The sequence below is a fragment of the Streptomyces tateyamensis genome (assembly GCF_003205575.1).
GTDB lineage: Bacteria > Actinomycetota > Actinomycetes > Streptomycetales > Streptomycetaceae > Kitasatospora > Kitasatospora tateyamensis.
Genome location: NZ_PYBW01000108.1, coordinates 32,885 through 48,846 on the forward strand (window position 1 = coordinate 32,885; position 15,962 = coordinate 48,846).

General features: G+C 74.1%; 18 protein-coding genes and 1 pseudogene. 9 read left to right on the top strand and 10 right to left on the bottom strand.

The window, feature by feature from the left end; genetic code table 11:
- Window positions 1–36: 36 nt before the first annotated feature.
- The 4 genes from C7C46_RS25940 to C7C46_RS25955 form a co-directional block, all read right to left on the bottom strand.
- On the bottom strand, window positions 37–639 hold the full coding sequence (locus tag C7C46_RS25940) for a malonic semialdehyde reductase (RefSeq protein WP_110672338.1): 603 nt from the start codon (window positions 637–639) through the stop codon (window positions 37–39).
- A 139-nt stretch (window positions 640–778) separates the two neighbouring features.
- The gene (locus C7C46_RS25945; protein WP_110672339.1) at window positions 779–1,021 is read right to left on the bottom strand and encodes an exodeoxyribonuclease VII small subunit; all 243 of its coding nucleotides are present in this window, start codon (window positions 1,019–1,021) and stop codon (window positions 779–781) included.
- Window positions 1,022–1,060: 39 nt separating this feature from the next.
- Window positions 1,061–2,284 (bottom strand): exodeoxyribonuclease VII large subunit, encoded by a 1,224-nt coding sequence (gene xseA, locus C7C46_RS25950; protein ID WP_110672340.1) that lies wholly within the window; start codon window positions 2,282–2,284, stop codon window positions 1,061–1,063.
- Between the two features lie 10 nt (window positions 2,285–2,294).
- On the bottom strand, window positions 2,295–3,674 hold the full coding sequence (locus tag C7C46_RS25955; RefSeq protein ID WP_245984931.1) for an APC family permease: 1,380 nt from the start codon (window positions 3,672–3,674) through the stop codon (window positions 2,295–2,297).
- 97 nt (window positions 3,675–3,771) lie between these two features.
- Here C7C46_RS25955 and C7C46_RS25960 point away from each other — a divergent pair, with 97 nt between their 5' ends.
- Window positions 3,772–4,746, top strand: a complete 975-nt coding sequence (locus C7C46_RS25960; protein WP_110672341.1) for a 4-hydroxy-3-methylbut-2-enyl diphosphate reductase — start codon at window positions 3,772–3,774, stop codon at window positions 4,744–4,746.
- Window positions 4,747–4,895: 149 nt separating this feature from the next.
- The gene (ppgK, locus tag C7C46_RS25965) at window positions 4,896–5,639 is read left to right on the top strand and encodes a polyphosphate--glucose phosphotransferase (protein ID WP_110672342.1); all 744 of its coding nucleotides are present in this window, start codon (window positions 4,896–4,898) and stop codon (window positions 5,637–5,639) included.
- A 41-nt stretch (window positions 5,640–5,680) separates the two neighbouring features.
- On the opposite strand, the gene C7C46_RS25970 is transcribed toward ppgK, so the two are convergent.
- Window positions 5,681–6,268 (bottom strand): DUF6542 domain-containing protein, encoded by a 588-nt coding sequence (locus C7C46_RS25970; RefSeq protein ID WP_110672343.1) that lies wholly within the window; start codon window positions 6,266–6,268, stop codon window positions 5,681–5,683.
- A 238-nt stretch (window positions 6,269–6,506) separates the two neighbouring features.
- Here C7C46_RS25970 and C7C46_RS25980 point away from each other — a divergent pair, with 238 nt between their 5' ends.
- From C7C46_RS25980 to C7C46_RS36780, 3 genes and pseudogenes are all read left to right on the top strand, one after another.
- The gene (locus C7C46_RS25980) at window positions 6,507–8,138 is read left to right on the top strand and encodes a DUF4153 domain-containing protein (protein WP_181442521.1); all 1,632 of its coding nucleotides are present in this window, start codon (window positions 6,507–6,509) and stop codon (window positions 8,136–8,138) included.
- 74 nt (window positions 8,139–8,212) lie between these two features.
- A complete protein-coding gene (ychF, locus tag C7C46_RS25985) occupies window positions 8,213–9,286 on the top strand; it encodes a redox-regulated ATPase YchF (RefSeq protein WP_110672345.1) in 1,074 nt (357 codons plus the stop codon).
- A gap of 198 nt (window positions 9,287–9,484) precedes the next feature.
- Window positions 9,485–9,642, top strand: a pseudogene (locus C7C46_RS36780) (Txe/YoeB family addiction module toxin); the annotation flags it as partial.
- A 43-nt stretch (window positions 9,643–9,685) separates the two neighbouring features.
- Here C7C46_RS36780 and C7C46_RS25995 read toward each other — a convergent pair.
- The 5 genes from C7C46_RS25995 to C7C46_RS26015 are packed head-to-tail and all read right to left on the bottom strand — an operon-like array spanning window position 9,686 to window position 12,474.
- Window positions 9,686–10,045, bottom strand: a complete 360-nt coding sequence (locus tag C7C46_RS25995; RefSeq protein ID WP_110672346.1) for a DUF488 domain-containing protein — start codon at window positions 10,043–10,045, stop codon at window positions 9,686–9,688.
- Between the two features lie 15 nt (window positions 10,046–10,060).
- A complete protein-coding gene (locus C7C46_RS26000) occupies window positions 10,061–10,714 on the bottom strand; it encodes an HAD-IA family hydrolase (RefSeq protein WP_110672347.1) in 654 nt (217 codons plus the stop codon).
- 35 nt (window positions 10,715–10,749) lie between these two features.
- Complete coding sequence (locus C7C46_RS37585) at window positions 10,750–11,205, bottom strand: cytidine/deoxycytidylate deaminase family protein (protein WP_110672348.1); 456 nt, start codon at window positions 11,203–11,205, stop codon at window positions 10,750–10,752.
- Window positions 11,202–11,882, bottom strand: a complete 681-nt coding sequence (locus tag C7C46_RS37590; protein ID WP_110672349.1) for a RibD family protein — start codon at window positions 11,880–11,882, stop codon at window positions 11,202–11,204. Before C7C46_RS37590 ends, C7C46_RS37585 begins: the two co-directional genes overlap by 4 nt.
- A 10-nt stretch (window positions 11,883–11,892) precedes the next feature.
- On the bottom strand, window positions 11,893–12,474 hold the full coding sequence (locus C7C46_RS26015; RefSeq protein ID WP_110672350.1) for a pyridoxamine 5'-phosphate oxidase family protein: 582 nt from the start codon (window positions 12,472–12,474) through the stop codon (window positions 11,893–11,895).
- 74 nt (window positions 12,475–12,548) lie between these two features.
- Here C7C46_RS26015 and C7C46_RS26020 point away from each other — a divergent pair, with 74 nt between their 5' ends.
- The 4 genes from C7C46_RS26020 to C7C46_RS26035 all read left to right on the top strand — a co-directional run bounded on the left by C7C46_RS26020 (window position 12,549) and on the right by C7C46_RS26035 (window position 15,831).
- Entirely contained in the window at window positions 12,549–13,370 is an 822-nt protein-coding gene (locus C7C46_RS26020) for a class I SAM-dependent methyltransferase (protein WP_110672351.1), read from the top strand.
- A 108-nt stretch (window positions 13,371–13,478) separates the two neighbouring features.
- Window positions 13,479–14,750, top strand: a complete 1,272-nt coding sequence (locus tag C7C46_RS26025; RefSeq protein ID WP_110672352.1) for a DUF4190 domain-containing protein — start codon at window positions 13,479–13,481, stop codon at window positions 14,748–14,750.
- A 455-nt stretch (window positions 14,751–15,205) separates the two neighbouring features.
- Complete coding sequence (locus C7C46_RS26030; RefSeq protein WP_110672353.1) at window positions 15,206–15,403, top strand: hypothetical protein; 198 nt, start codon at window positions 15,206–15,208, stop codon at window positions 15,401–15,403.
- A gap of 23 nt (window positions 15,404–15,426) precedes the next feature.
- On the top strand, window positions 15,427–15,831 hold the full coding sequence (locus C7C46_RS26035) for a (deoxy)nucleoside triphosphate pyrophosphohydrolase (protein WP_110672354.1): 405 nt from the start codon (window positions 15,427–15,429) through the stop codon (window positions 15,829–15,831).
- Window positions 15,832–15,962: the final 131 nt, after the last annotated feature.

Consider the following 15,962-nt stretch of genomic DNA (forward strand, 5'->3'; position numbering starts at 1 on the left):
GGGGCCGGGCCCTCACGCGTGTGCGGGCGGCGCAGGTCAGACGGTGGTGACGACCTCGTCGTAGGCCAGGCGCGGGCCGCGCGGGTACCAGGCGTCCGCGCCCGGCTTGCCGATGTTGACCACGGCCAGCACCGAGTGCTCGCCGTCGCTGAAGAACTCCTTGTTGATGCCCTCGGCGTCGAAGCCGGTCATCGGGCCGGCGGCCAGGCCGGCGGCCCGCACGCCGATCACGAAGTAGCCGACCTGGATCGCGCCGTTGAGCCGGGCCGAGCCCTCGCGGGCCGCACGCTCGCTGAAGAACACGTCCTTGGCCTGCGGGAACGCCGGGAACTGGGCCGGCAGCTCGCGGTGGAACTCGTTGTCGGCGGCCAGCACGGCCACCAGCGGGGCGGCCAGGGTCTTGGCCTTGTTGCCGTCGGCCATGTGCGCCACCAGGCGCTCGCGGGCCTCGGCGGAGCGGACCAGGACGACGCGCAGCGCCTGCTGGTTGAACGCGGTCGGGGCGTACTTGACCAGCTCGTAGATCGCCTGGATCTGCTCGTCGGTGACCGGCTCGTCGGTGAAGGTGTTGGCGGTCCGGGCCTCGCGGAAGAGCAGGTCCTGGGCGGCGGAGTCGAGCACGAGCGCGGTGTCGGTCATGGTGGGCACCTCAAGGGGAGTCGGTAGCGGTGTGCGGCCGGGCGCCGCCCACCTGATGCTCCAACTTGAGTGAAGTTTCAACCATTCCCGGGCTTGGTGTGATGATAGTCACACTTAGTGCTGCGTCGGCTGCGCGGGATCACTGCGTCGGCTCCGGGCCGCCCTCCTGCTCGGCCGCCAGCGCCGCGTCCAGCCGGGCCCGGGCGCCGTCCAGCCAGCGCTGGCAGACCTTGGCCAGCCGCTCGCCGCGCTCCCAGAGCGCCAGCGACTCCTCCAGTGAGGTGCCGCCGGTCTCCAGCTGGCGGACCACCTCCATCAGCGCGTCCCGGGCCTGCTCGTAGCCCAGCTCGGTCTCGGCGCTCGCGTTCTCCTGGTCAGCCATGCGCCCAGGGTAGGGGCTGGCCCCGACAGAACCCGGTGTTCACTCCTGCGGTCGGGCCGGCAGCCGGTCGACCCGCAACTCGAAGCCGCCGCCGGCCACCCGGGCGTGCAGCGCGGCACCCTCGGCGAGCTGCGCCGGATCGGTCACCACCTGCCCGTCGGGCTGCTGCAGCACCGCGTACCCGCGCTCCAGGGTGGCCGCCGGGGAGAGCGCCACCACCCGGGCCAGCGTGTGCCCCAGGTCCGACTCGGCCCGGTCCAGCCGGTGCCCCAGGGTGCGCCGGGCCCGGTCCCGCAGCCCGTCCAGCTCCTGCTCGCGCTCGCCCAGCAGCCGGTGCGGGGCGGCCAGCACCGGGCGGCTGCGCACCCCCGCCAGCCCCGCCTGCTCGCGCCGCACCAGGTCGGCGACCAGCCGGCGGGCCGCGTCGCGCAGCTGGCGGACCCGGGCCTGCTCCTCGCCGACCTCCGGCACCACCCGCTTGGCGGCGTCGGTCGGTGTGGCGGCCCGCAGGTCGGCCACCCAGTCCAGCAGCGGCTGGTCCGGCTCGTGGCCGATCGCGCTGACCACCGGGGTGCGGGCGGCGAAGACGGTGCGGCACAGCTCCTCGTCGGAGAACGGCAGCAGGTCCTCGACCGAGCCGCCGCCGCGGGCCACCACGATCACGTCCACCTCGGGGTGCTGGTCCAGCTCGCGCACCGCCCGGGCCACCTGGCCGGCCGCCTGCGGGCCCTGCACCAGCACGTTGCGCACCTCGAAGCGGACCTGCGGCCAGCGCCGCCGGGCCACCTCCAGCACGTCCCGCTCGGCGGCCGAGGCCCGGCCGGTGACCAGGCCCACGCAGTGCGGCAGGAACGGCAGCGGCTTCTTGTGGTCGGCGGAGAACAGCCCCTCGCCGCCGAGCCGCCGCTTGAGCTGCTCCAGCCGGGCCAGCAGCTCGCCCAGGCCCACCAACCGGATCTCGGTGGCCCGCAGCGACAGGGTGCCGCGGGCGGCGTACCACTCCGGCTTGGCGTGCACCAGCACCCGGGAGCCCTCGTGCAGGGTGTCGCCCAGCGACTCGACCACCGAGCGGAAGCAGGTGACGCCCAGTGAGACGTCCTGCTCCACGTCACGCAGCGTCAGGAACTGCATCCCGGGCCGGCGGCTGAGCTGGGTGATCTGGCCCTCCACCCAGACCGCGCCCAGCCGGTCCACCCACCCGCCGATCAGCTGGGAGACCTTGCCGACCGGGAGCGGGGCTTCGGGGGAGCTGGGATTGGCCATGGCTACGAGGCTAACGCTGCTCGCCGACACCGGTGGGCCGCTGAAGCAGCAGCACTCCGAGTCCGAGCAGCAGCCAGCAGGCACCGACCAGCTGCGCGGTGTGCGAGGCCCGGTAGACGACCGCGACGATCACCGCGATGCCCAGCAGCGGGACCAGCAGGTGCCGCACCCGGTCCCGGGAGCCGTTCCTGACGGTGTACCAGCCGATCACCGAGGCGTGCAGCAGCAGGAAGGCGGTCAGCGCGCCGATGTCCACCACCGAGGTGAGCTTGTCCAGCCCGTCGTCGCGGGTGGCCGCCCAGACCGCGGCGGCCAGCGTGACCACGGCCGACACCAGCACCGCGCGCCGCGGCACGCCGGAGTCCGGGTCGACCCGGCCGAGCCCGCGCGGCAGCCGGCCCGCGCGGCCCATCGCGTAGAGCAGCCGCCCGGCCGCCGCCTGCCCGGCCAGCGCCGCGAAGGCGGCTCCGATCGCCTTGCCGGCCGCCACCAGGGTGTGCAGCCAGTGCCCGATCCCGCTCTCCACCGTGTCGTAGAAGGCCGAGCCCTGGGCGGCCGGCTGCTCGGCCAGCTGCTCGGGGGTGAGCGGTTCGAGCAGCGCGGCCAGGTAGGTCTGGGCCATGAAGAGCGCGCCGGCCAGCAGCAGGCAGAGCAGCACCGCGCGGGCCACCGCGCGTGAGGCGCCGACCGCCTCCTCGACGAACGAGGCGATCGCGTCGAAGCCCAGGTAGGACAGGACCGCCACGCTCACCGCGCTCAGCACGGCGCCCAGATCACCCGCTCCACCCCCGCCGGCGCCGACCCCGGTCAGCGGCGAGAGCACCGGGCGGACCGCGCCGTCCCGGGCCAGCACCACCACGGCCGCGACCAGGAAGACCGCCAGCACCGCGAGCTCCAGCGCCAGCACCGCGAAGCCGACCACCGCCGCGGTGCGCACCCCGGCCAGGTTGAGCGCGGTGGTGACCAGCACCGCCAGCACCGTGAAGGACCAGCGGGAGACCTGCGGCACCAGCGCGTGCAGCGCGATGCCGGAGAACAGGTAGGCCACCGCGGGGATCAGCAGGTAGTCCAGCATCGCCATCCAGCCGGCCACGAAGCCGGCCCGCTCGCCCAGCCCGGCCCGCGCGTAGGCGAAGACCGAGCCGGTGAGCGGCACCGCGCGCACCATCTGGGCGTAGGAGAAGGCGGTGAAGCCCATCGCCACGGTGGCGGCCAGGTAGACCGCGGCCACCGCGCCGTGGCTCTTGGCGTCCAGCACCCCGAAGATCCCGACCGGGGCCATCGGGGCGATGAAGAGCAGGCCGTAGACCACCAGGTCGCGCAGGCTCAGGGTGCGGTGCAGCGCGGTGTACGGCGGGGTGGCGGGGGCCGGGGCGGGTCGATCGCTCACGGGTCAGATTTGACCATCCGGGTGCCGGTTCCCACCGGAAGTGACGCGGTTGCGGCGCGGCTGCCGACGCCGGTCGGGCCGCCCGTACGATGGGGGCATGTCGACCACCGCTCAGCGCCGCGTCCTGCTCGCCGCCCCCCGGGGCTACTGCGCGGGAGTCGACCGCGCCGTCATCGCCGTGGAGAAGGCCCTGGAGCAGTACGGGGCGCCGATCTACGTCCGCAAGGAGATCGTGCACAACAAGTACGTCGTGCAGACCCTGGAGAAGCAGGGCGCGATCTTCGTCGAGGAGACGGAGGAGGTGCCCGAGGGCTCGATCGTGGTCTTCTCGGCGCACGGCGTGGCCCCCTCGGTGCACGACGAGGCGAATGCCGGCAAGCTCGCCACCATCGACGCCACCTGCCCGCTGGTCACCAAGGTGCACAAGGAAGCGGTCCGGTTCGCGGACGAGGACTACGACATCCTGCTGGTGGGCCACGAGGGCCACGAGGAAGTGATCGGCACCATGGGCGAGGCCCCGGAGCGGATCCACCTGGTCGACGGCGCCGAGGACGTGGCCAACGTCCAGGTGCGCGACGAGTCCAAGGTCGTCTGGCTCTCCCAGACCACCCTCTCGGTGGACGAGACCATGGCCACCGTCGGCGAGCTGAAGAAGCGCTTCCCGCTGCTGGTCTCGCCGCCCAGCGACGACATCTGCTACGCCACCCAGAACCGCCAGGTGGTGGTCAAGCAGATCGCCCCCGAGGCCGATCTGCTGATCGTGGTGGGCTCGAAGAACTCGTCCAACTCGGTCCGCCTGGTCGAGGTCGGCCTGGAGTACGGCGCCAAGGCCGCGCACCTGGTGGACTTCGCCGAGGAGCTGGAGGAGGCCTGGCTGGACGGGGTCACCACGGTCGCCCTGACCAGCGGCGCCTCGGTGCCGGAGATCCTGGTCCAGGGCGTGCTGGCCTGGCTGGCCGAGCGCGGCTTCGGCGATGTCGAGGTGGTCCGCACCGCCGAGGAGACGCTCACCTTCTCGCTGCCCAAGGAGCTGCGCCGCGACCTGCGGGCCGAGGCGGCCGGCAAGGTCTGACCCGGACCCCGATCCGATCCCGGCTCCCAAGCCCTGACGAGCGCTCCCGACCTGACGTCCCGTCGGCGGCCCGACTTCTCCTCGGCGTTCGAGCTGCCCGCAGCCCGCGGCTCGCCTACGGTGGAAGCCGGGACTCGAGGAGGAGTGACGTGACCGCGGTTTTCGGCGTGGACATCGGCGGATCGGGCATCAAGGGTGCCCCGGTGGACCTGGCGGTGGGTGCGCTGGCGCAGCCCCGCCACAAGGTGCTCACCCCGCACCCCGCGGCACCGGAGGCGGTGATCGCCACGGTCCGCGAGGTGGTGGACCACTTCGACTACCGGGGGCCGGTCGGGCTGACCTACCCGGGTGTGGTGCTGGACGGGCACACCCGCACCGCCGCCAACGTGGACCAGGGCTGGCTCGGCCTGGACGCCGAGCGGCGGTTCAGCCAGGCGCTCGGGCAGCCGTGCGTGCTGCTCAACGACGCGGACGCGGCCGGGCTGGCCGAGGTCCGGTTCGGCGCCGGGCGGGACCAGGACGGGGTGGTGCTGGTGCTCACCTTCGGCACCGGGATCGGCAGCGCGCTCTTCGCGGACGGCACCCTGGTGCCCAACACCGAGCTGGGGCACCTGGAGCTGCGCGGCAAGGACGCGGAGCGGCGGGCCTCCTCCGCGGCCCGGGAGCGGCACCAGCTGACCTGGGAGGAGTGGGCCGAGCGGCTGGACGAGTACCTGGACCTGGTGGAGCGGCTGTTCTGGCCGAAGCTGGTCGTGGTCGGCGGCGGGGTCAGCCGCAAGCACGAGAAGTTCCTGCCGCTGCTCAAGGAGCGGGCGGCCAGGGTGGTGCCGGCCGAGCTGCGCAACGACGCGGGGATCGTGGGCGCGGCGATGGCGGCGGCGCTGCTGGTCTGAGGCGGGCGGGGCCGGGCCGGGACTGACGCCTGCCCACCCGCTCAGCGGGCGCGGCGGATCCGGCGCTGGGCGACGAACCGGGCCCCCACGATGGCCGCGGCCAGCGCGGTACCGGCGAACAGCCAGCCGGCCCGCAGCGCCAGCCCGCTGCACAGCGCCAGCAGGTGGCCGACCAGCCCGCCCATCGCGACCGGGCTGAGCAGCGCCAGCGCGAGCGCGAAGGAGAGCGGCCCGGCGATCGGGGCGGCCGGCAGGTCGGCCAGCCGCACCCGCACCGCCGTCTGGAAGCAGACCAGGAGGAAGCCCAGGCCGAACAGCACCCCGAGGCCGCCGAACAGCACCCGGTCCAGCAGCGCGAAGCCGAGGGTGCCGACCACCGAGACCACCCCGGTGCCCACCCCGGTCAGCCGGGTCGGCGGCCCGGAGCGCTTGGCCCCGGCCCGGCCGAGCCGCCGGCGCAGGCGGGTGGCCAGCGCGGCCGGCCCCGCGGCGGGGCGCGGGCCGGGCGGCCGGGCGGCGGTGGCGTCGCGGGGGCCGGCGGGCCCCGGTACGGCGGCCTCGCGCCCCGGGCCGCCGGCCGGCGGTCGGGGGCGGGGTCCGGGCGGCTGGGTACGGATGCTCTGCTCCACGCACTCAACGTACGGTCGGATTAACCTCACCTTGGGTAATGAAGCGTCAAGAGCTTTACGTGTCCCGGCTCCGGGTCCGGCGGTCGTCTGTCACAGCCGTGTGACAGATGGCCCCGATGGTGTTTTTGAACCTGTTCAAGATGACGCTAGGGTTCCTATCGTGTGGGCGGGCCCGCGCACCTGTGGTGCGGACGACGGCCCGTCACTTCCCTTTTCCCGCGCCGCCTGGGGGACCGCCATGCCCGAAACCACGCCGACCGACCAGGTGCCGCCCCCGGAGCCGGCCGGCCGGGCTCCGTCCCCGGTGCCCGGCCAGGTCCCGCCCTCCGTCTGGGATGCGCCCCTCAACGGGTACCGCCCGCCGCTGCACCCGGTGAAGCCGCCGCAGCCGGGCTGGGTGGTGGCGATCCGGGCCCGCCCCGCGCCCGCGCCCGGCCCCCGGGTGCTGCTCGCCGCCCTGGTGGTGGGCCTGCTCAGCGCCGTGCTGCTGAACGGCGCCGTCGCCGCCAACCTGCTGCTGGTCGCGGTGGCCGCCGCGGTGCCCGCCGCCCTCTCCGCCCGGGCCGCCGGGCGACGGGTACGGCCGTGGACGGCGCTCTGGGCGCTGGGCGCGCTGGCGCTGCTGGCGGTGCCGCTGCTCAGCGACGCCGGCTGGCCCAGCCTGCTGGCGGTGACCGCCGCGCTCGCGCTGGCCTCGCTCGGCCTGCACGGCGGGCGGACCTGGGCCGGGGTGCTGCTCGGCGGGATCGGCACCTGCTGGCAGGTGCTGCCCTCGCTGCCGGCGGCGGCTGCGGCGGTGCGCTCCGTCGCGATGCCGGACCGTGCCAGGTGGCTGCCCGCCGTCCGGGCAGTACTGGCGACCGCGATCCTGCTGGCCGTCTTCGGCTCGCTGTTCGCCGCGGCCGACCCGGCCTTCGGCGACCTGTTCGCCGGGCTCAGCCCGCAGTTGCCGTTCGGCTGGGACCTGATCGGGCGGGTGCTGGTCTTCCTCGGCGGTACGGCCGTCGCGCTCGGCGCGGCCCGTACCGCCGCCGCCCCGGTCCGCTACGACCGGCTGCCGGTCAGGCCGGCCACCCCGCGCCGGCTGCTGGAGTGGGCGGTGCCGCTGGCCGTGCTCGACCTGCTGTTCGCCACCTTCATCGGGCTGCAGCTGGCGGTGCTCTTCGGCGGCTACCGGCGGCTGATCAAGGAGACCGGGCTGACCTACGCCGAGTACGCCCGCCAGGGCTTCTGGCAGCTGCTCTGGGTCACCCTGCTGACCCTGGTGGTGGTCGCGGTGGCGCACCGCTGGGCGCCGCGGGCCACCGGGCGCGACCGGGCCGCGGTGCGGGTGCTGCTCGGGCTGCTCTGCGCGCTGTCGCTGGGCGTGGTCGGGGCGGGGCTGCTGCGGATGCGGCACTACGTGGACGCCTACGGGCTGACCCAGCTGCGGGTCTGGGTGACCGGGGTGGAACTCTGGCTGGCGCTGCTCTTCGTGCTGCTGCTGGTGGCCGTGCTGACCCGGCGGACCGGCTGGCTGCCGCGCGCGGTGGCGGCGAGCGCGGCGCTGGCCGCCCTGGTCTACGGGCTGGTCTCGCCGGACGCGCTGGTGGCCCAGCAGAACGTGGACCGCTACCGCGCGAGCGGCCGGATCGACCTCGCCTACCTGCGCACCCTCTCCGCGGACGCCGTCCCCGCCCTGGACCAGCTGCCCGAGGCGGAGCGCAACTGCGCGCTGCACCGGATCAGCGAACGGGTCGGCGAGTCCGTCCCCTGGTACGCGACCAGCCTGAGCACCGCCGAGGCCCGCCGGATCCTGGCCGCCCGCCCGCTCACCGACGACCTGACCGGCTGCCCGGCCGACGACGAGCCGGGCGACGCCGCCCCGTAGTCGCGGCCCGTAGAATCGGCAGTCGGCCCGTACGGTGCCGCTCCACGACCTCCAAGCCCACGGGATCTCGCTTCATGTCGCTCACGATCGGAATCGTCGGCCTGCCGAACGTCGGCAAGTCGACCCTGTTCAACGCCCTGACCAAGAACGACGTCCTGGCGGCCAACTACCCGTTCGCCACCATCGAGCCGAACGTCGGCGTGGTCGGCGTCCCGGACCCGCGCCTGGCGGTGCTGGCCAAGATCTTCAAGTCGGAGCGGATCCTGCCCGCCACCGTGGACTTCGTGGACATCGCCGGCATCGTCCGCGGCGCCTCGGAGGGCGAGGGCCTGGGCAACAAGTTCCTCGCCAACATCCGCGAGTCGGACGCGATCTGCCAGGTCATCCGGGCCTTCCACGACCCGGACGTGGTCCACGTGGACGGCAAGGTGTCGCCCAAGGACGACATCGAGACGATCAACACCGAGCTGATCCTGGCCGACCTGCAGACCATCGAGAAGGTCCTGCCGCGGCTGCAGAAGGAGGCCCGGCTGAAGAAGGAGTCGGAGGCCGCCCTGGTCGCGGTCGAGGCCGCGCAGAAGGTGCTGGAGTCCGGCAAGACCCTCTTCGAGACCGGCTTCGACGCGGCCCCGCTGCGCGAGCTGCACCTGCTCACCACCAAGCCGTTCCTCTACGTCTTCAACGTCGACGAGGACGAGCTGACCGACGACGCCTTCAAGGACACGCTGCGCGGGCTGGTCGCCCCGGCCGAGGCGATCTTCCTGAACGCGAAGATCGAGTCCGAGCTGATCGGCATGGACGACGACGAGGCGCTCGAACTCCTCCAGTCCATGGGCCAGGAGGAGCCCGGCATGGCCACCCTGGGCCGGGTCGGCTTCGCCACCCTGGGCCTGCAGACCTACCTCACCGCCGGTCCCAAGGAAGTCCGCGCCTGGACCATCAAGAAGGGCGCCACCGCCCCCGAGGCGGCCGGCGTCATCCACACCGACTTCCAGCGCGGCTTCATCAAGGCCGAGATCGTCTCCTACGCCGACCTGGTCGAGTGCGGCTCCATCCCCGAGGCCCGCAGCAAGGGCAAGACCCGCATCGAGGGCAAGGACTACGTCATGCAGGACGGCGACGTGGTGGAGTTCCGCTTCAACGTGTAGCCGTTCGCTTACTGCATGTTAGGCGTTGAGTCAAACGTGCGCGTCAGAAGGGGTCGGGCTCTGTCGAGCCCGACCCCTTCGTCGTCCCCGTGCCGGATGGGTGCTGGATGTTCTGACGCATGGTCAGCGGTGGTCAGGTGTCGTAAACGGTGGACCGGTGCCCCCGTTGGAGTCGGCCCCTTCGTGGTGACGGTGCTGGACGTGATGCGCGATCCGTTTACCGGGATCGGCAAGCCCGAGCCCCTGGAGTACCGCCTGCCGGGGCCTGGTCAGGGCGGATCGATGACGAGCACCGGCTCGTCCATCTGGACACCGACCGGGACGTCATCGTCCTCGCTGCCCGCTACCACTACTGATCCCCGGTCCTGCCGTCACGGTGCTGATGCCAGGTCGGGCTCGCTACCCCTCGTCCCCCGTCAGCAGCTCCGTCAGCACCGCCACGTGGTGGGCGTGCGGGTTCTTGGTGGCCGTCAGGAGGGTGAGGACGGGGTGGGTGCGCAGGGCGGTGAGGTGGGTGCGGGCCTCGGGGGTGGCGAGTTCGGCGCGGTAGCGGGCGGCGAACTCGGCGGCGTGGGCCTCGGGGTCGGCGTGCAGGAAGTGGCGCAGCTCGGTGGAGGGGGCAAGGTCCTTGGCCCACTCGCCGAGGGCGGCGTCCTCCTTGCCGAGGCCGCGCGGCCAGAGCCGGTCGACCAGGACGCGGTGGCCGTCGGCCGGCTCGGGCGGATCGTAGGCGCGGCGGGTGCGGACCAGCGGTGGCATGCGGTCCAGTGTGGGTCAGAGGGTGAGCTGCAGGGTGCCGTCCACGCCGGAGGTGATCCGGATGGCGGTCAGGTCGGCCACGTGGGCGGTGGGGGCGTGCGCGGCGGCCCGCGGGCCGACCCCGACCACCCGCATGCCGGCGGCCCGGCCCGCCGCGATGCCGGCCTCGGAGTCCTCGAAGACCAGGCAGTCGGCCGGGTCGACGCCCAGCGCGGCGGCGGCCTTGAGGAAGCCCTCCGGGTCGGGCTTGCTGGCGCCCACCTGCTCCGCGGTGACGGCCAGCGCCGGGAAGGGCAGGCCGGCCGCGTCCATTCGGACCCGGGCCAGCCGCTCGTCGGCGGAGGTGACCAGGGCGTGCGGGTGGCCGGCGAGGGCGGCCAGGAAGGCGGCCGCGCCGGGGACCTCGACGACGCCCTCGACGTCCGCGGTCTCCTCGGCCAGCATCGCCCGGTTCTCCGCCAGGTTCTGCTCCATCGGGCGGTCCGGCAGGAGCAGCGCCATCGACAGGTGGCCCTGGCGCCCGTGCACCACGCGCATCACCGCGTCGCCGTCCAGGCCTTGGCGGTCGGCCCAGCGGCGCCAGCAGCGTTCGACCACCGCGTCGGAGTTGACCAGGGTCCCGTCCATGTCGAGCAGCAGGGCGCGGGCGGGGAGCACGGTGGTGGGCATGCGGGGACTCCAGGGGTGCGGCCAGTTATGTTCCCTCAGAATACAAAAAGGTGCCGGTTGACTTCACGCGCCGCTGCCGCGAGCTCCGGCAGCTCCACCACCTCGACCCCGGCCTGCCGCAGCAGGTCGATCCCCTCGCAGCCGGTGACGAACAGGTCCGGCTCGCGCCAGGCCACCACCACCCGCGGGATCCCCGCCGCCAGCACCAGCTGCGCGCACGGGTGCGGCCGCGAGGCCCGCCGGCTGCACGGCTCCAGCGAGCTGTACAGGGTGGCGGTGCGCAGCCGCGGGTCCTCGGCCGGCAGCTTGGCCAGCGCCGACTCCTCGGCGTGCACCACCGGGTCGCCCTCCCGGCTGTAGCCCTCGGCCAGCACCGCGCCGTCCGCGCCGACCAGCACCGCGCCGACCGAGAAGGCGCCGGTGGCGGGCGGGCAGTGGGTGGAGAGCTCGATCGCGCGGGTCAGGAAGGCCAGGTCGGTTTCCCGGGTCATGCGGACTCCTTGGGGGCGTAGCGGAGCAGGACGACGTCCGCCCCGACGGTACGGGCCTCCAGCAGCCGCAGCCGCCGGGTGCTGCCGCCCGGGAAGGCGGCCGGGTTGACGAACCGGGGCGCGCCGGCCTCGCCGACCAGCAGCGGGGCCACCGCCAGCTGGAGCTCGTCGGCCAGCCCCTCGGCCAGGAACTGGGTGTGCACCGAGCCGCCGCCCTCCACCATCAGCCGCCGCACTCCGCGCCGGCCCAGGTCGTCCAGCAGCGGCCCGAGCCCGCCGCCGAGGTCCACCGCGACCACCTCGGCCAGCCCGCCGAGCGCGGCCCGCAGCCCGAGGGCGGCGGCCGCGCCGGTGTACACCAGCTTCGCCTCCCCGGTGTGCCAGAACCGCAGCTCGGGGCCGAGTTCGCCGCTCGCGCTGAGCGTCACCTTCAGCGGGTACGCCGGCCGCCCGGCGGCCTGGCGGGCGGCCCGCCGCGCCGGGTCGTTCACCAGCAGCCGCGGGTTGTCCCGGCGCAGGGTGGTGGAGCCGACCAGGATCGCGTCGCAGTCGGCCCGCAGCTCGTCCACCCGGTCGAAGTCGGCCGGGTTGGAGAGCAGCAGGCGCTCGGGCGAGGCGTCGTCCAGGTAGCCGTCGATCGACATCGCGGCACTGAGCAGCACGTGGGGGCGGGTCACCCGGTCAAGGCTACGGCCGGGGCGGAAGCGGCAGCGGCAGGGCCGGCAGGCCGTCCACGCTGGCGGCGTTGTAGGGCTTGCTCGCGCAGTACTCGGCGAACTCCGCCTCGCTCTTGCGGCCGAAGTAGTCGGCGTGCAGCGCGCGGTCCTCGCGGTAGTCCATGAACGGGACGGCGAAGCCGCAGGAGTCGCTGACCCGCTCGGCGTGCACCAGCACCACGCAGCGCAGCCCGGCCCCGTCCGCCCCGGCGGGGAAGCGGGCGACCAGCTCGGCGAACCGCGCGTCGTCGCGCAGCACCGCCTCCCCGCGCCCGTGCACCCGCACCACGGTGGGCGGACCGGTGAAGGCGCACCACATCAGCGTGATCCGGCCGTTCTCCCGCAGGTGGGCGATGGTCTCGGCGGTGCTGCCGCCGAAGTCGAGGTAGGCCAGGGTCAGTTCGTCCAGCACCACGAGGGTGCCGGCCCGGCCCTTGGGCGACACGTTCACGTGGCCGTCGCCGGCCAGCGGGGCGGAGGCGGTGAAGAAGAGCGGCTGGGCCTCGATGAACGCGCGCAGCCGGCCGTCGATCCGTTCATAGGTCTTTCCCATGCCGCCATCCTAACTATGTCTCACTGATCAAGACAGATCTTCTTGACTGGTGAGACAGTGGCTAGGCTCCCGCCATGACGAACCCTCAGCACCCCCAGGCCGTCTACACCCACGGCCACACCGCGGCCGTGCTGCGCTCGCACCGCAGCCGCACCGCCGCCAACTCCGCCGGCTACCTGCTGCCCGAGCTGACGCCTGGTCAGCGGGTACTGGACATCGGCTGCGGCCCGGGCACCATCACCGCGGACCTGGCCGAACTGGTCGGGCCGGCCGGCGCAGTGGTCGCCGTGGACAGCTCGCCCGAGGTGGTGGCGCAGGCCGAGCAGCACGCGGCCGACCGCGGGCTGACCGGCATCGAGTTCGCGGTCGGCGACGTGTACGCGCTGCCGTACGCCACCGGCGAGTTCGACGTGGTGCACGCCCACCAACTGCTGCAGCACCTGGCCGACCCGGTGGCCGCGCTGCGCGAGCTGCGCCGGGTCCTGGCACCGGGCGGCGTGCTGGCGGCCCGGGATGCCGACTACCAGGCGATGACCTGGTACCCCGAACTGCCGGAGCTGACCGACTGGCTGGCCCTGTACCGCGGCTGCGCCAGGGCCAACGGCGGCGAGCCGGACGCCGGGCGGCGGCTGGCCGCCTGGGCCCGGGCGGCCGGTTTCACCGAGGTCACCGCCTCCAGCTCCAGCTGGACCTTCGCGACCCCCGGCGAGCGCCTGTGGTGGGGCGAGTCCTGGGCCGACCGGACCACCTCCTCGGGGCTGGCCGGCACCGCGCTGGCGGCGGGGCTGGCCACCGAGGCGCAGCTGGCCGCGATCGCACAGGGCTGGCGGCGCTGGACGGTCGAGCCGGACGGCTGGTTCGCGGTGCTGCACGGCGAGGTGCTGGCCCGGGGGTAGCAGCGGCGCCGGCCGCAGGGCCGGTCAGCATCGGGGGCGCAGGCCGGGCGGGGTGTCCGGTGGGCTAGAGTCCGCGCCAGCCATCGAACTGGAGCGCGGGGGAGTCTGATGACGGCAGAGCAGGAGCGGGCGGCCGACGGACCGCAGGACGCGGTGCCCGCGGACTGCGCACCGCCGGCCCCGCAGCCGTACCCCGCCGGGCCGCCGCAGGTGCAGCCGTACCCGGTACCGCCCCAGGTGCAGCCGTACCCGGTGCCGCCGCAGGCCGCCTACCCGCCGTACCAGGGACAGGGCCCCGGCCCGTACCCGCCCGCCCCCGGCTATCCGGTCTACGGCGGCTACCCCGGCGGCTACCCCGGCTGGGGCACGCCGCCCCCGCCGCCCGGTACCAACGGCCTGGCCATCGGCGCCCTGGTCACCGCGCTCACCTGCTTCCTGTGGCCGGTGGGCCTGGGCCTGTCGATCGGCGCGCTGAACCAGATCCGCAAGCGGGGCGGCCAACGCGGCACCGGCCTGGCGGTGGCCGCCCTGATCCTCTCGGTCCTCGGCGCCTTCACCACCCTGGGCTCGCTGGCCGGCAAGAACAGCGGCCACAACGACTTCTCGCTCGGCGGTGGCTCCGGCACCGTCGCGGCCCGCGACCTGTCCACCGGCGACTGCTTCGACCGGGCCGGCAGCCTGGTGCGCAAGGTGCCGTGCAGCACCGCGCACGACGGCGAGGTGGTCGGCTCGCTGCAGCTGACCGGCAGCGGCTTCCCGGACGAGGCGGAGCGCCGCCGCCAGGCCGGGCCGGGCTGCCAGCGGTTCTCCCTGGACTACTCGATGGACGACTGGGCGTTCCCGGACGGCATGGTGGTCCACTACTTCTACCCGGAGCAGGGCAGTTGGGACACCGGCGACCGGACCGCGACCTGCTTCCTGACCGACCCGGACAAGAAGCACACCGGCACGATGCGGCTGGACGCGAGCACCGCCACCAGCGCGCAGTACCGCTACCTCAAGGCGATGGACGCGATCGACACGGTCGGCAGCCGGCGCCCGAGCGGCTCGGTGGCCGACGACCCGGCGGGCTACCGCGAGTGGGCCGCCGACATGGCCAAGGTGCTGCAGGAGCAGACGGCCGCGCTGCAGGGCGGTTGGGACCCGGCGGTGGGCCCGGCGGTGGACGCCCAGACGGCCGAGCTGAAGCTGCGGATCCCGGGACTCCAGCGGGCCGCCCGGCCCACCGGGCCGGACGACCTGGCCCGGGCGCTGGCCGAGGCGGACCAGCACCGCGGCTACGACCAGCAGAAGGCGGTGCGCAAGCTGCTCAAGCTGAGCACCGACGACTCCTGGCAGAACCAGCCCGCGGGCAGCGACGGGGCCCCGAAGAGCGTCTGACCCGCCGTCGGTCCCGGGCGCACCTGCCACAGTGCCGCCGCATCGGTGCGGAAGGACCCCGCAGGCACCTTGCGCGGCGGCGGGCGCGGGTCCACCCTTGCGGTAGTCGTCCGTGAGGTGTTCGCACCGGGAGCACCCGTTCGGTCGCGGTGCCCGGGGCGCCGTGTGCCGGGGTCCGGTGGACCGCCTCGCCCGGCGACCGTAACGGGGACGGGGGCTCGGTGTGCGCATCTTCTCAGGGGAACTCTCTCTTCCAGCTGACTCTCTTCGCCTTCGACGGGTCGTCAGGCCGCTGCTGTCGACCGGGCCGCCGCCCCGTTGACGTCTGCGAAACCTCGCCCGTACCTCCCGGTAGCGGGTCGTCCCTAGGCTCTGGGGACGGCCACACCCTGCGGACCCGACTCGACCCCCACCGAGCCGGGCCCGCAGGGCGGTCCGTGCCCTACCCTTCGGCCATGACCACCGGACCCGAGGCCACCGGACCCGACACCGCCGGAGCCGAAGCCGCCGCCTGGCGGGTGATGCGGCAGGACGACAACGGCAACCGCTTCCTGGTGGCCCGTGGCCTCGGCCGGGCCGAGGCCGCGGCCCTGGCCCAGGAGTTCGAGGCCCGCGGCCACAAGCAGCTCTACTGGACGGAGCGGGAGGCCTGAGCGGCTCCCGTAGGCTGCCCGGCATGGAGAACCGGATCGTGGTCGGCGGCGCGCTGGTCCACCAGGGGCGGGTCCTGGCCGCGCGGCGGTCGGCGCCGGCCGAGGTGGCCGGGCGGTGGGAGTTCCCGGGCGGCAAGGCCGAGCCGGGCGAGACCCCGCAGCAGGCCCTGGAGCGCGAGCTGCACGAGGAACTCGGGGTCCGCGCGCGGGCGCTGGCCCCGCTGCCCGGCGAGTGGCTGGTCCGCCCCGGGCTGGTGCTGCGGATCTGGGCCGCCGAGCTGCTGGCCGGCGAGCCGCATCCGCTCCAGGACCACGACGAGCTGCGTTGGCTCGGCCCCGCGGAGCTGGCGGAGGTGGACTGGCTGGAGCACGACCGCGAGGTGCTGCCGGCGGTCGCCGCACTGCTTGCTGACGTCCCGACGGGCTGACTCCCGGTGCGCCGGTCGGAAAAGATGACCCGAACGCCGAGATAGGTCCGGTTTGGTCTGGGTATGTCACAGTTCGACATAAACCGTCACGCTTGGTAGGTGGCGGTCGGTTGGACACGGGAGGCCCAGTC

Excerpts from the sequence above, each read along its gene's own strand:
- C7C46_RS25940 (WP_110672338.1), bottom strand. The coding sequence starts at position 639 with ATGACCGACACCGCGCTCGTGCTCGACTCCGCCGCCCAGGACCTGCTC.
- C7C46_RS25945 (WP_110672339.1), bottom strand. The coding sequence starts at position 1,021 with ATGGCTGACCAGGAGAACGCGAGCGCCGAGACCGAGCTGGGCTACGAG.
- xseA (WP_110672340.1), bottom strand. The coding sequence starts at position 2,284 with ATGGCCAATCCCAGCTCCCCCGAAGCCCCGCTCCCGGTCGGCAAGGTC.
- C7C46_RS25960 (WP_110672341.1), top strand. The coding sequence starts at position 3,772 with ATGTCGACCACCGCTCAGCGCCGCGTCCTGCTCGCCGCCCCCCGGGGC.
- C7C46_RS25980 (WP_181442521.1), top strand. The coding sequence starts at position 6,507 with ATGCCCGAAACCACGCCGACCGACCAGGTGCCGCCCCCGGAGCCGGCC.
- ychF (WP_110672345.1), top strand. The coding sequence starts at position 8,213 with ATGTCGCTCACGATCGGAATCGTCGGCCTGCCGAACGTCGGCAAGTCG.
- C7C46_RS25995 (WP_110672346.1), bottom strand. The coding sequence starts at position 10,045 with ATGCCACCGCTGGTCCGCACCCGCCGCGCCTACGATCCGCCCGAGCCG.
- C7C46_RS26000 (WP_110672347.1), bottom strand. The coding sequence starts at position 10,714 with ATGCCCACCACCGTGCTCCCCGCCCGCGCCCTGCTGCTCGACATGGAC.
- C7C46_RS37585 (WP_110672348.1), bottom strand. The coding sequence starts at position 11,205 with ATGACCCGGGAAACCGACCTGGCCTTCCTGACCCGCGCGATCGAGCTC.
- C7C46_RS26015 (WP_110672350.1), bottom strand. The coding sequence starts at position 12,474 with ATGGGAAAGACCTATGAACGGATCGACGGCCGGCTGCGCGCGTTCATC.
- C7C46_RS26020 (WP_110672351.1), top strand. The coding sequence starts at position 12,549 with ATGACGAACCCTCAGCACCCCCAGGCCGTCTACACCCACGGCCACACC.
- C7C46_RS26025 (WP_110672352.1), top strand. The coding sequence starts at position 13,479 with ATGACGGCAGAGCAGGAGCGGGCGGCCGACGGACCGCAGGACGCGGTG.
- C7C46_RS26030 (WP_110672353.1), top strand. The coding sequence starts at position 15,206 with ATGACCACCGGACCCGAGGCCACCGGACCCGACACCGCCGGAGCCGAA.
- C7C46_RS26035 (WP_110672354.1), top strand. The coding sequence starts at position 15,427 with ATGGAGAACCGGATCGTGGTCGGCGGCGCGCTGGTCCACCAGGGGCGG.